This window comes from Paenibacillus naphthalenovorans, from assembly GCF_900099895.1.
Classification (GTDB): Bacteria; Bacillota; Bacilli; order Paenibacillales; family NBRC-103111; genus Paenibacillus_G; species Paenibacillus_G naphthalenovorans.
In genome coordinates this window covers 222,222-235,600 of sequence record NZ_FNDY01000006.1, presented here as the reverse complement: position 1 = coordinate 235,600, position 13,379 = coordinate 222,222, and the positions used below count along the sequence as shown (strand labels likewise).

Genomic DNA, 13,379 nt, shown 5'->3' with positions numbered 1-13,379 from the left:
CAAGTGGTTTTTCGTCCTAATTTCGAGAAATTAGTGACATTTGTGCAGCAAAAACCACCGTTTACCAGTTAATGACACGAACTGCATAGATCATAAATTCCAGATAACTATAGTATTTTTTTCCAAGCCATCCGACGATTAATCCCTAGACCAAAATCGTCATTTTCGTGCTGCTCCCGATTTATCCATACCTTTCTGAAATAGATAGCGCGCGCTTTCACATCAGCGATCTGCAGGCCACCCCGCTCATCGCACCTTACAGTCCTGCATCGCTTGCAACGGCTTCCAAGATCACCCAGCAGGATACGTTCAACCTGTGAAAAGCTGAAGGATCGCGCCCATGACAGCACCGACGGCTACAACGTACAAGGCGGGCAGCTTCCAAAAGACCAGCATGCCGAACAGCACCGCCACGACGGCAAAATCTTCATGACTCAGCACTGCAGTCGTCCAGATGGGATCGTACAGTGCAGCCAGCAATATGCCGACAACGGCAGCATTCATGCCGGCAAGCGCACCCTGCATTCGGGGATGCGTCCGCAAAACGTTCCAGAACGGCAGAGCGCCGACGATAAGCAGGAATGCGGGCAAAAAAATGGCGATCGTCGCGGCCACTCCACCCGTCAATCCTCCGGCTATGGTTCCCGCATAGGAAGCAAACGTAAACATAGGTCCCGGTATCGCTTGTGCGGCCCCGTATCCGGCAAGAAATTCCTCCTTGCTGATCCAGCCCAGCGGTACCATTTCACGCTCCAGCAGCGGCAGGACGACATGACCGCCGCCGAAAACAAGAGAGCCGGCCCTGTAAAAGCTGTCGAATATCGCCACTCCCAGATTGTCCGAAAGCTGCCGCAGGATCGGTAAACCCAACAGCAGAACGGCAAAGAGCATCAAACAAAACATTCCTGCAGTTCGGCTAACCGGGATCTGAAGGCGGTACGGTTCTGCCGTGTTACCGTCGCGGTACCGCCAGGTGCCGAGCAGAGCTGCGGCGGCAATCAGCAGCACTTGCGTCATCACCGTCTGCCAGAGCAGGCAGACGGCGGCAGTCACAATGGCCAAAGTGGCTCGTGGCCGATCAGGCGCCAGCTGACGGCCCATGCCCAGAACAGCGTGTGCCACGACCGCTACGGCCACCAGCTTCAGCCCGTGAATCCATCCGGCTTCGCCAAGCCCGAAGCCCTGCATGGCGTAAGCAAACACAACGAGGGCTATCACGGACGGAAGCGTAAACCCGAACCAAGCGATCAAGCCTCCGAGCAGCCCGCCGCGAATCACGCCGATGCCGATGCCGACCTGACTGCTGGCTGGCCCGGGAAGAAATTGACCGAGCGCCACCAAATCGGCATACGCCCGTTCATCCAACCATTTTCGGCGAACGACATATTCTTCCCGAAAATAACCCAGATGCGCGATCGGCCCTCCGAAGGAAGTGATCCCCAGCTTGGCGGATACTCCCAGAATTTCAATGAGGGCAGCAGCCTTGGACTTGGGAAGGTCCGTTTTTACTTTCGTGTTGGCAGATGAAGACATACAATTAAGTTCTCCTTTGGACTTGATGGATGATCATCGTTTTTTCATCGAAACAAAATTTGATAGGGGTGTTGCCAAGCCAAGTATAGCGCTTTACTCTACTCCCTCTGCCGTTTCAATCCGGGATCGCGGCAGTTTCGGCCCCGATTTCCCGCAAGCGGCAATAAGCATAGGCGATTTTTCAGAGATTCGCATCAGGCTTGCTGGCTCATACGGCAAATGAATCCCTCGCTTGATAAGCAGCACCGGCGCCGACACACTACAAGTATATTCCAGAAACAGAGCGTTGCAAATCGGAAAATTGGCAGACCTGCATACGTTCAGGTAAATGTCCAATGAAGCAAATCTAATTTTCACATGACGTCCCTGGTCGTTTCTTACAAAGAACAGCACCGCCGCCTGCAGCCTAAAAAAAGACCGTCCCTCTTTGCACGGGACAGTCTCATGGGTTTCGCTGAGCCATTGATCCTTTCGCCTTCACCGATGATGAAGAAACCGACCGGACAATCCTTGAGCCAGACCGTTCCCCCATCTATCTCTTAAGTCCGTTCCTTAACCAGATAAGCCAGCGCATTCAGTTCCCCGCCTGCGACAATCAACAGCGCGGAAATATAGAACCAGGAAAGCAGTACAATGACTCCCCCCAAGCTCCCGTACGTAGCGCTATAATGGCCGAAATGGTTCACATAATAAGAGAAGCCCCAGGACGTAAGCTGCCAGCCGACAGCAGCCATGATGGCTCCCGGAAGCACATCCTTGCAAGTAAGACACGTATTGGGAGCTATATAATAAACGGCGGTCAGCACCAGAAATAAAATGACAAAATGAATGACCCAGCGCAGCACATTCCACAGTTGGATCTGGCTCCAGGGCAGATGCAGGCGGGTATTCATCCATTCGCCGATGAGCTGGCCAAACACGCTGAGCAGAAGCGCCGAGGCTACAACCATCAGCATGCCCGCCGTCAGAGCGATGGCCAGCATGCGCGAATGAATGAAGCTTTTGCGCGGAGGAAGGCCATAGGCTTTATTGACAGCGAGAACAATGGCGTGCATCGCCGCGCTTGCCGTGACAAGAGAGAAAATGAGACCGAAGGACAACACGCCTCCCCTCTTGAACTCCAGCACATCCTTTAGCTGTTCTTCGATCCCCGCCGCCGCCCCCGACGGAATATACTCTTTGATCAAAAGCAGCACGTCATGCGCGGTGATCGGCAAATATCCCAGAAGACTCATGATAAAAATGAGAAAAGGAAACAGGGAAAAAAGAAAATAATAGGCGCATTGGGCGGCCAGGCTCAGAACGTCATCCTGCACCAATTGATTCCAAAACTCCACGAGAAAATCCCGGACCTTCATGTGCTTTGCCCTCCTGTCTGACACCGCAAGCCGTTCCGTTCACACCTGTCAACCGGGCAGCAAAAAGACTGCGGCATATCACCGCCAAGAGTTTATCGGTAAGTTAACGCCTGTTTGCCCATCGTGACCCAGGTGTCGATAAACGTCTGTTTGTTTACTTTTTGGGCTTTCCGGCCGGTTAACGGATCGTTCACAAAGACATGACCGGGATTAAATCCGACGACGACGACGGCATGCAAATCAAGCGGAGTCCTGATTTCTTCCTGTCCATGCTTCCACGATTCCCATCGGTCGGGCAATTTATAGTCGCCGGTCGTCCATACAACCACCGGTTTGCCTTCCCTAAGCTTGGCGATCACATCGTCGAAAGAGCCGCCGGTTAAATTTACAGTACGATCGGGCAAATACTTCATCATCAGCGCTTCAAGCGGCTTTACATAAACGGCATATCCCTTTGTCCGGCCTGTTATATCTCCCACAAAACCATGCTCCGGATTGCCCCAATGGGTAATATCCCCGGATTTTGATTTCACTACCGGATCGTTATCTTTCGGCAATTCAGCCGCCAGCTTCATCTTGTCGGCTTGGATGCCCGCATGCCGCAGCAGCATGGTTAAGCTGGTCACTTCACAGCCGAATTTCAATTCCGGGTTTTGAGCAATGATCGGAACATCCAGCATCACTTCATCGGCGGAAGATTCCTGCCCCTGCTGTTTCGTTTCCGGATCGGAAGTTTGGTTGTTCTGTTGACTTTGAATGAGCGCTCCTCCATCGGGGGAAGGATTCGCATGGTTTGTACCGCCCGGATCTGAAGCCTGCTCTTTCGGCTGCTGCGCAGTACAAGCAGCGATCAATATCAAAAGGAGCAAACCTAAAATCTGCTTCATCAGGAAACCCTTCCTCCATCTTCATTTTTTTATAGGATAAGCAAAAAGGACCGGATTCATCCGATCCCTGATCCTGATATGAGGGTGGCAACAGTTCGCAATCGCTCTTTGGTTTGAGCCGCAAACCCAACCCAGAGCCCTCCTGCAGGCGTTGTCGTTTACTTGCCCAGCCATTCGATATGTTTGCCGATATGGGAGATGAGCGATTGCTCGTAAGCTTCTTCCTGCTCGCTGAGCGTCCGGTACAATTCGTCCTTAAACAAGGTGCCGCCCCGCTCATCCTTTGCCTGCAGCAAAATACCGTACGTAATATGGATCAATTGACGGGCATTGTCTTCATTCATATACGTATCGGCCAGATCAGCGTCAGACACTTGATCCAGCGGAACGATTTTGCTGATATCGGTCGTCACATGATAGTAGGCTGCCGCTTCTTCAAAATGCTCCAGCGCATACCGGTGCATACGGCGATAGAGGGAAGGCTTCACTTTGGCTGCGGTACGGACCGCTTCTAGCCAGTTGGTGCCCGCCGTCTTGACATGAAAACGGCCGCCGGTGTATTTTCCGATCATCGGGAACACGCTGAATTTGTCGCTGCCGGAGTGAATGCTCAGCTTGTAGCCGAAATCGTCCGCAATGCCGGCATGGATGGGCATTTCTTTTTCGAACTGTTCGATATCGCCGATGTAGTCGATCCCTTTTTGGAACTCGCCGCAAAAGCGGGGCGCCAGACTGTAAATCGTCACTCCTCTGCCGTAAAGCTCCTTCGCAACGAAAAAATGAGATTCAGGCCCCGTCGGGGCGGCCGTCTCATCAATCGAAATTTCGAAGTCAACCTCGCTGTCAGCGTTTTTGATGTACGTGTTGTACACATGCTCCATAAAATCGATGGCCGACCCATAAACCAGCACATTCTTGATCAGCGTTTCGCGGTCGAACGTGATGGAAATCCCCGCAACCCTGAACGTTTGTCCAAGATAAAGCGTTTCGTAATGACTGCGGACATCCGGCCGGAGCCCGGCATACTTGGCTTCCTGCCCGGCAGCGGACAAGTTTTCAATCGAATGATCGATCTTGTCGGAGCAGTCGAGCGTCAGCATGGTAAACCCGAGATCCAACGCCATCCGAATGTCTTCTTCTTTCTTCAAGTGGTCGCCGTCCGCTCCGAATCCGTCCTTGTACCCTTCCTGGAACACGGCATAACAGGCGGCATCCAGCACCTGCTTATAATCGCGTCCCGTCAGAGTCACCTCACGGATGCTTTGCTGCGCCAAAATCGGACGCACATCCTTTCCTTTGACGGCCTTGATGTGACCCGGAGAAGCGATCCCAAGCCGGTCGCCCAGTCCGAGGGTGGAGAATTGCGTGCCGAAAGCGCGCGGTTTCGTATAATCAAAGTAACGGTTCAAGACCAAACGGTTATCATGCGTGAGCGGACACAGCTTGGCTCCGTCCTCTATGATCCCCTGTAATTCGTCGAACAGCCGGCCTTTACCCACAGCAAGCAAATATTTCGTATGATCCGCCAGGTCTTTTACCATCACCAGCTTGGTAGAATCCGAGGCTTCCAATGATTGCGTATACACTTTGATATCGCCGCTCTTCGCCGGAACCGCATGACCTGCCGCCAGCGCTTCAGCGATCCGTACAAATTTACCCATATCAGAGCTCCTCCTTATTCCCCTTCTTCTTTTAGAGCATATCGCAAAAATAGTATATAATCTCATCTTTTTTTGCTTATTTTATTGGTAACTATGCATATTTTGCTGTGAACAACCAGAGATGAGAAGGCTGACGAATCCCTGATAAAACGGTGACTAAACTTGTAACTCTATCTTCTGATAAGATATAATTGGTAATCATTGAGACTCGAATTTTGACGGATTTCGGGGGCGATTGTTATTCTTTATTTTGCCGCATTTCTCATGTCCTTTCTCTTGGTCTTTCTGCTTATTCCTCCGCTGCGAAAATTGGCTCTCCGCATCGATTTTGTGGACAAGCCCAAAGAAAATAGCGAACGAAAAATTCATAGAGAACCGATTCCTTTAACCGCGGGCTTGGCCATATTCGCCGGGATTCTCTCAACCTATCTGCTGTTCGTTCAGGATGACTGGAAACGCTCCTTAGCGCTTTTCGTCGGCTCGACGCTCATCCTCGCCATCGGCATGGTGGACGACTGGTACAAAACGCACGGCAAGGAGCTGGCCGCCTGGCCAAAGCTGATCGTCCAGCTCTCGGCGGCAGTCATCATATATGCCTCGGGCGTCGTGTTCTACGGCTTCAACAATCCGTTCACTGGTCAAGATATTCTTCTTCCGGTATGGCTTCAGTTCTTCCTGACGGTCACATGGATATTTGGAGTGACAACCGTCATTAATTTTACCGACGGCATGGACGGTCTGGCGGGCGGATTATCGGCGATTGCCGCCGTGACGCTGTTTATCGTCGCCTTAACCAAAGGCCAGCAGGATTCCGCCGTCATGGCGATTATTCTCGTGGGCGCGGCCCTAGCCTATTTGCGGTATAACAAGCCTCCGGCCAAAGTGTTTATGGGCGATGCGGGCGCCACCCTGTTTGGTTTTCTTCTCGGAGTTATCGCGCTGGACGGAGCCTTCAAGCAGGCTACCGTACTGTCGCTCTTGATCCCGATACTGGCGCTCGGCGTGCCGATCTTCGACAACCTGTTCGTGGTCTTCAAGCGGCTCATGAACGGCAGGCCGATCTATCAGGCCGACGCCACCCAAGCGCACTACCGGCTGCTGCGCAGCGGGTTGAATCCGAAGCAGGTCGTGCTGTTCCTTTGCCTGATCAACGTATGCTTTGGATTAACCTCGATCATATTGCTGCTGTTGACCGTATAAGCCAATAACCCAAAAAAGACCCGAGCCCTATCCCGGATAGGAGCACGGGTCTTTTTGATGGATTTACCGCTGACCTGAAGGCGTTCGTCCCGCTTCACGGCATTAATCATGCTGTCTTACATGGCGGCGGAAGCCCCAACGAAGCAAGTACGGGACGATAAAAAGGATGAATAAGATACGGAACATCTGGTAGGCGACAACGATGGAAACATCGCCTTTTACCGCTGCCGCCGTTACGCCCATTTCGGTCATCCCGCCAGGCGAGGTGCTGAGAAAGGCGGTGACGAAGCTGATCGGCAGCACTTGACTATAGCCAAAGGAAAGCGCCAAGGACAGCAGGACGACGGCGAGTCCGCCTGCGAACGAATAAGGCAGCAGCAGCCGCCAGCCTGCCAGAGCGCTCAACCGGATTCCGAGGCCGAGATAGATGCCGAGACTCCACTGCGCCGCGAGAACCAGCGGTGTCGGCAGATGCGGAGGTGCCATGCCTGCCGCGGTCAGCGCCGCTGCGACAATGATCGGGCCGAGAAACCACGGTGTCGGCATCCTCAAGCGCACAGCGACCAGCGCCGCTGCGATAATGACAGCCACAATGACCGGCACCGCCCAAAGCGGAAAACCTGCCGCCAATACCTCCGCAGGCGGAGGAAGAACTCCCGCTCCGGGAGCTGTCGATTCGGCCAGACCATGCACGGCAAGGAACGGCACAACGAAGATCACCGTCAGCAGACGGATGGTCTGCATAAAGGAGACCACCGTATGATCCGCTCCTTCAATTTCTTCGCTGAGCACGACCATCTGCGACAAGCCCCCGGGAATACTGCCGATCATGCTGCTTTGGAGCGTAATGCCCGTTTGTCGGGCGGTAAACCAGGCACAAGCCAGGCTAAAACCGACAGTGATTACCGTGGCCAGCAGCATGGATGGCAGCTGACCGGCAATTTGACGTGCGCTTTCAGCGGTAAACGAAAGCCCCATGCTGTAGCCCAGCAGAAGCAATCCCGCGTTCCGTAACCCGACCGGCCACTTCAACTCCCTCTTCAGCAGTCCTTGCCACAGCATCACGGCCGTGAGCGGGCCCAGCATCCAGCTGAGCGGAACGTGGAGCAGCGTGAACAGCAGTCCTCCCACAAAGGTGACCGCCAGCGTTTCCGTCAGTTTCAACATGATGAAAACCTTCTTTCACTTAATGGAACATAAAGAAAACCCGTTCAATATCCTCTATATAAGAATAAACTGGATACGGGTTTTGTCAACGGCCGATTACCTCGAACCGCACAAGCTTCGATACCTATTTGCCCCCTTACGATTCCGGCGACCGCCAATGCAGCGAATCATGGCAGAAACCTCGTGTCCGTACCTTCCATTTCTTGGTTACCCCGGACCGTCCGTCTCCGATGCTGAACGATGAATTGACAGAGTTGAGAATAAAGTAGGATTATTGGAAAAAAAGAATATAATATAGATAGGTCAAAAATCCAAATGAAGGGTGAATCCAATCATGTTAGATCCAAGAATAGAACGATTAGCGGATGTTTTGGTTAACTACTCGACCAAGGTTCAACCCGGAGAGAATGTTCTCGTTGAAGCCTTCGGCATCGAAAATCCGCTGGTTAAATCCATTGTCCAAAAGATACATAAAGCCGGAGGCCGGCCTTTTGTCAACCTGCGGGATCATCAAGTGACCAGGGAACTGCTGATGAACGCAACGGAAGAACAAATCAAAACATGGGCGGACTTCGACGCGTATCAAATGACCCGGATGCAGGCCTATATCGGTGTGCGCGGCGGAAACAACATTTATGAGCTATCGGATGTTCCCGACGAGAATATGAAGCTTTACAACAAATTCTACAACCATAACGTCCACTCCACGATTCGTGTGAAAAAGACGAAGTGGGTCGTGCTGCGCTACCCGACGCCGTCCATGTCCCAGCTGGCCTCCATGAGCACGGAAGCTTTCGAAAAGCTTTACTTTGACGTATGTACGATGGACTACTCCAAAATGAGCAAAGCAATGGATGCGCTGGTCGATTTGATGAATAAGACGGATAAAGTCCGGTTAATAGCTGATGGGACGGATCTGACCTTCTCGATTAAAGACATTCCCGCGATCAAGTGCGCAGGAGAGATGAACATCCCGGACGGCGAAGTCTTTACTGCTCCGGTCAGGGATTCCGTTAACGGAGTGATTTCTTATAATACCCCAAGCCCTTACAACGGCTTTGTATTTGAGAATGTAAAGCTGCGTTTTGAGAACGGCAAAATTATTGAAGCGACAGCGAATGATACAAAGCGGATTAATCAAATTTTCGATACGGATGACGGGGCGAGGTTTGTCGGAGAGTTCGCTATCGGCATCAATCCATTCATATTAAATCCGATGAAGGACATTCTGTTTGATGAAAAAATAGCCGGAAGCATTCACTTTACCCCCGGCCAAGCCTATGATGAAGCCGATAACGGCAACCGATCCTCGATCCACTGGGATTTGGTACTGATCCAAAGACCGGAGTATGGCGGAGGAGAGATTTACTTTGATGACCGGCTCATTCGCAAAGACGGGCTTTTTGTTATCCCGGAGCTGATCCCTTTAAATCCCGAAAATCTGAAATAAGCGGCTCAACCTTAATGCATGCGCAATGCGTCTTGAAGATTCCCGGCGGAACATGGAATGATCTGGCAGCCCTGTCCGCCCCTCAAGGGTTATTCAACCCATAAGGTCATCTGACTATTTTCGTAGCGTCCAATCCCTGAATCTTTAACCTGCATATGATACAGAAGATCAAGCGGAAGGAGGATGTTATCGATGAGCTGCGTAAAAGGATTTGGATTTGGCGGCGGCTTCACTTCTACTGGTGTTATTCTCGTACTCTTTATTCTTCTTGTCATTGTTTCTACTGCATGGTTCATCTAAAATAACCGGACCATCAGCGCTTTGACATTTTTGCCCGATTCTTGATTCGGGAGGTGAATATGGTGAGCCACGCACTTGGTTTTGGCTGGCGTACGTCGACAGGTGTTATTCTGGTTCTCTTTATTCTTCTGGTTATCGTACTTCGTGCTTACTGGATCTAATGATTCTACGGAATCGTTAGAAAAGGAGTTCATAGAACTCCTTTCTTCTCACAACTTCAGAACACATCGTTAGAGGAAGGGCAGCCATACCTTTGAATCTATAAATTCCAATTCAAACCCGGCTGCCCATGGCCTCGCCCCGCTCCCGGAAAGGGATATATACACTCATTGGATCGCTTCCCGAAACGGTTAGTATAAGGAAACGCAAATCGGCCCTGCTCGCAATAAAAGCGAGTCAGGGCCGATTTTTTTTAAATCCAGCTTTGAATCGAACGCTCATAGGAAAGCAGTTCTTCCGGTTTGAAAAAATGAGCGATTTCCCGTGCCGCACTCTCCGGAGAGTCGGAACCGTGAATGATATTATTTCCCGTTTGTACTGCAAAATCGCCTCGGATCGTTCCCGGGGCCGCATCCAACGGATTGGTCTTGCCCATCATCGTACGGGACAATTGAATGACATTGTGACCCTGCCATACCATCGCAAATACCGGACCGGACGTAATGAACTGCACGAGCTCGCCGAAGAACGGTCTTTCCTTGTGTTCAGCGTAATGGTACTCCGCCTGCTCCTTTGTGATTTGAATCAGCTTCGCTCCGATGAGCTGAAACCCTTTGTCCTCAAAGCGCTGCACGATCTTGCCGATTAATTGGCGCTGCACTCCGTCCGGCTTGATCATTAAGAACGTTTTTTCCATGCTGTTATACACTCCATCTCATTATGTTGTCATCAATTAAGTATATCATCTATTACATCAAGTTTCCATTGTTTACCGGTTATGCGCTTCGTTCCGGTATAAGACCCGTCTCCTCGTTTTTTTGAGCTTTACCCAAAGCCAGCTGCGCCTGCGCTGCAGCGATACGGGCGAGAGGTACCCGGTAAGGGGAACAGCTGACATAGTCCAGTCCTACCGCATGACAGAAGAAGATCGATTGCTTGTCGCCGCCATGTTCGCCACAGATACTCGTTTTGAGCTGCGGCTTCACGGATTTGCCCTGTTCGACCGCCCACTCAATCAATCTTCCCACGCCATCCCGATCCAGCACCTGGAACGGATTGTCCGGCAGCAGATTCGATTCCACATAATGGGTAAGAAACTTGCCTTCCGCATCGTCGCGGCTGTAACCGAACGTCATTTGAGTCAAATCGTTCGTGCCAAAAGAGAAGAAATCCGCATGAGCCGCAATTTGTGCCGCCGTCACGGCAGCACGGGGCACCTCGATCATCGTGCCGATCCGGTAACGGAAGGTGCGTGCGGCATCGCCCAGTACCTCCTCGGCTTTGCGCTCGACCAGCTCGCGCATCCGCTTCAGTTCATTGGCATGGCCTACGAGCGGAATCATGATGTCGGGCCTGGCCTCCACCTGTTCATTCAGGCAGCTGAGCGCAGCGCGGAAAACAGCCTCCACCTGCATCTCGTAAATCTCAGGCAGCACCAGCCCTAGGCGGCAGCCCCGGGTTCCCAGCATCGGGTTCATCTCGTGAAGCGCTCTCACCTTGCGCAGCAGCTTGTCGAGCTGTTCTAGCTCTGCCGGATCCGCATCCGGCTGGTAGCGCAATCTCTCCTGCTGGACGATCAACTGCTCCAGGTTTGGCAAAAACTCATGAAGCGGCGGATCCAGCAGCCGGATCGTCACAGGAAGACCGCTCATCGCTTTAAAAATGCCCGCAAAATCCTCCTGCTGCATAGGCAGCAGCTGCGCCAACGCCTTACTCCGTTCCTCTTCCGTTTCAGCCAGAATCATCTCCTGTACGACGGGAACCCGCTCGGCGGACATAAACATATGCTCCGTCCGGCACAGGCCAATGCCTTCGGCACCGAAGCTTCGTGCTTTGGCCGCATCGTCCGGCGTATCCGCATTCGTGTAGATCTGCAGCTTCCGGATGGAGTCCGCCCAACCAAGCAGCTGCTGCAGCTCCGTAGTGATTACCGGCTCCCTCAGGCTGACGCCCCCCAGAATGACGCGTCCCGACGCACCGTCAATCGAGATGTCGTCGCCTTCCCGGACAATCCTCAGTTTACCGTCGACCTCAACGCTAAAGATACGATCCTCAATACGAATCGACTCGCAGCCGCAGACGCATGGCTTGCCCATTCCGCGCGCGACAACGGCTGCATGGCTCGTCATACCGCCTCGGCTTGTCAGCACGCCTTCGGCGGCCAGCACCCCGTGAATATCTTCCGGCGTAGTTTCCGTACGGATCAGGATCACTTTACGGCCTTCCCGCGCCCAAGACTCCGCCGTATCGGCATCGAAGACAGCAGCGCCCGTTGCCGCACCCGGGGAAGCCGGTAATCCGACAGCAAGCACATCAAGCGGTTTGTCGGTATCAATCGCCCGGTGCAGCAGCTGATCCAGATGAAACGGCTCGATCCGCTCAATCGCTTCCCCCCGCTCCAGAATCCTTTCGTGCACGAGATCCACCGCAATCTTGACAGCTGCCTGCGCAGTCCGTTTACCATCCCGCGTTTGCAGCAGATACAGCTTTCCTCGCTCGACGGTAAATTCAATGTCCTGCATATCCTTGTAGTGCAGCTCCAGCGCTTCCGCGGTACTCAGCAGTTGGTCAAACACTTCCGGCATGTCATTCTTCAGTTCGGCTATCGGTACCGGAGTCCGAACACCGGCGACAACATCTTCCCCCTGCGCGTTCATCAAGTATTCGCCGTACAGCGACTTCTCCCCGGTGGACGGATTGCGGGTGAACACTACGCCCGTACCGCAATCGCTTCCCATATTGCCGAAAACCATCGACTGAATATTTACAGCCGTGCCCTGCTCATCCGGGATATGGTGCACCTTGCGGTACACCTTCGCACGAGCATTGTTCCACGAACGGAAAACAGCTTCCACCGCCAGCTCCAGCTGTTCCTCCACCTTCTGCGGGAACGGGCGTCCCGTTTCTTTGAGTACGACCGCTTTGTATTCTTCAATTAACCGCATCCAGCCCTCAGCACTCACCTGGCTGTCATATTCAGCGCCGGTTTGCTGCTTCAGACGATGAAGCAGGCCTTCAAAATGATAGGACTCCAGATCAAATACGACGTTGCCGAACATTTGAATCAACCGCCGGTAGCAATCATAAGCGAAACGCGGGTTACCGGTTAAAGCCGCAAGCCCCCGGACGGTTTCGTCATTCATGCCCAGGTTTAGGATCGTATCCATCATGCCGGGCATCGAGGTGACCGAACCGGACCGTACGGATACCAGCAGCGGATTCTGCGGGTCGCCGAATCGCTGGCCTTTCGCCGACTCTAACTGTTTCAACGCTTGCGCTACCTCGTCCATAAGCCCCTTGGGAAGCTGTCCGCCTGCGGCATAATACGCTCGGCACACTTCGGTAGTAATTGTAAATCCGGGGGGCACCGGCAATCCGACCTTGGTCATTTCCGCCAGATTGGCTCCTTTGCCGCCCAGCCATTGCTTCATACCGGCATGACCCGCTTCGAACGGAACTACACTTCGCATAATAAATACCCTCCTATAGTGGAATAATCGGGAATATGATTAAATAAAACATAACATACGTCTTAAATTTTGTAAATAGTATGTAATATTAAAAAAATTAAGACGTATTTAATGTGAAAAAAGCTTCAACAGTTCATTAAACAAAGAAGGCATCGACGCTCCCCATCGAGCGTGATGCCTTCTTTGTTTATCCT

At 52.4% G+C, this 13,379-nt stretch carries 12 protein-coding genes; 5 read left to right on the top strand and 7 right to left on the bottom strand.

What is annotated here, in order from left to right:
• Nucleotides 1–309 precede the first annotated feature (309 nt).
• Nucleotides 310–1,533: a chromate efflux transporter gene (chrA, locus tag BLT35_RS08875; protein WP_074727561.1), complete on the bottom strand. Its 1,224-nt coding sequence runs from the start codon at nt 1,531–1,533 to the stop codon at nt 310–312.
• Here chrA and BLT35_RS26865 point away from each other — a divergent pair.
• Nucleotides 1,517–1,756 (top strand): hypothetical protein, encoded by a 240-nt coding sequence (locus BLT35_RS26865; RefSeq protein WP_217634710.1) that lies wholly within the window; start codon nt 1,517–1,519, stop codon nt 1,754–1,756. The genes chrA and BLT35_RS26865 overlap by 17 nt on opposite strands.
• A 316-nt stretch (nt 1,757–2,072) precedes the next feature.
• Here the strand turns inward: BLT35_RS26865 and BLT35_RS08865 are convergent, their stop codons facing one another.
• The 3 genes from BLT35_RS08865 to BLT35_RS08855 all read right to left on the bottom strand — a co-directional run bounded on the left by BLT35_RS08865 (nt 2,073) and on the right by BLT35_RS08855 (nt 5,439).
• Nucleotides 2,073–2,891, bottom strand: a complete 819-nt coding sequence (locus BLT35_RS08865; protein ID WP_062409009.1) for a YihY/virulence factor BrkB family protein — start codon at nt 2,889–2,891, stop codon at nt 2,073–2,075.
• 92 nt (nt 2,892–2,983) lie between these two features.
• On the bottom strand, nt 2,984–3,778 hold the full coding sequence (locus tag BLT35_RS08860) for a C39 family peptidase (RefSeq protein ID WP_062409010.1): 795 nt from the start codon (nt 3,776–3,778) through the stop codon (nt 2,984–2,986).
• A 158-nt stretch (nt 3,779–3,936) separates the two neighbouring features.
• Nucleotides 3,937–5,439: a tagaturonate epimerase family protein gene (locus tag BLT35_RS08855; RefSeq protein WP_074727559.1), complete on the bottom strand. Its 1,503-nt coding sequence runs from the start codon at nt 5,437–5,439 to the stop codon at nt 3,937–3,939.
• Nucleotides 5,440–5,703: 264 nt separating this feature from the next.
• On the opposite strand from BLT35_RS08855, the gene BLT35_RS08850 reads away from it, so the two are divergent.
• A complete protein-coding gene (locus tag BLT35_RS08850) occupies nt 5,704–6,639 on the top strand; it encodes an MraY family glycosyltransferase (RefSeq protein ID WP_074727558.1) in 936 nt (311 codons plus the stop codon).
• 102 nt (nt 6,640–6,741) lie between these two features.
• Here the strand turns inward: BLT35_RS08850 and BLT35_RS08845 are convergent, their stop codons facing one another.
• Complete coding sequence (locus BLT35_RS08845) at nt 6,742–7,806, bottom strand: AbrB family transcriptional regulator (protein ID WP_074727557.1); 1,065 nt, start codon at nt 7,804–7,806, stop codon at nt 6,742–6,744.
• Between the two features lie 334 nt (nt 7,807–8,140).
• Between BLT35_RS08845 and BLT35_RS08840 the strand changes: the two genes are divergently transcribed.
• From BLT35_RS08840 to BLT35_RS26440, 3 genes are all read left to right on the top strand, one after another.
• Complete coding sequence (locus BLT35_RS08840) at nt 8,141–9,256, top strand: aminopeptidase (RefSeq protein WP_062409012.1); 1,116 nt, start codon at nt 8,141–8,143, stop codon at nt 9,254–9,256.
• A 192-nt stretch (nt 9,257–9,448) separates the two neighbouring features.
• Complete coding sequence (locus BLT35_RS27520) at nt 9,449–9,556, top strand: sporulation protein YjcZ (protein WP_082660782.1); 108 nt, start codon at nt 9,449–9,451, stop codon at nt 9,554–9,556.
• Nucleotides 9,557–9,615: 59 nt separating this feature from the next.
• Nucleotides 9,616–9,717, top strand: coding sequence for a sporulation protein YjcZ (locus tag BLT35_RS26440; RefSeq protein ID WP_137670296.1), 102 nt, complete (start codon nt 9,616–9,618; stop codon nt 9,715–9,717).
• Nucleotides 9,718–9,968: 251 nt separating this feature from the next.
• Here the strand turns inward: BLT35_RS26440 and ndk are convergent, their stop codons facing one another.
• Together ndk and ppdK are read right to left on the bottom strand one after the other, a co-directional pair.
• The gene (gene ndk / locus BLT35_RS08830) at nt 9,969–10,412 is read right to left on the bottom strand and encodes a nucleoside-diphosphate kinase (protein ID WP_062409013.1); all 444 of its coding nucleotides are present in this window, start codon (nt 10,410–10,412) and stop codon (nt 9,969–9,971) included.
• A gap of 79 nt (nt 10,413–10,491) precedes the next feature.
• On the bottom strand, nt 10,492–13,185 hold the full coding sequence (gene ppdK, locus BLT35_RS08825) for a pyruvate, phosphate dikinase (RefSeq protein WP_074727555.1): 2,694 nt from the start codon (nt 13,183–13,185) through the stop codon (nt 10,492–10,494).
• Between the last annotated feature and the right edge of the window lie 194 nt (nt 13,186–13,379).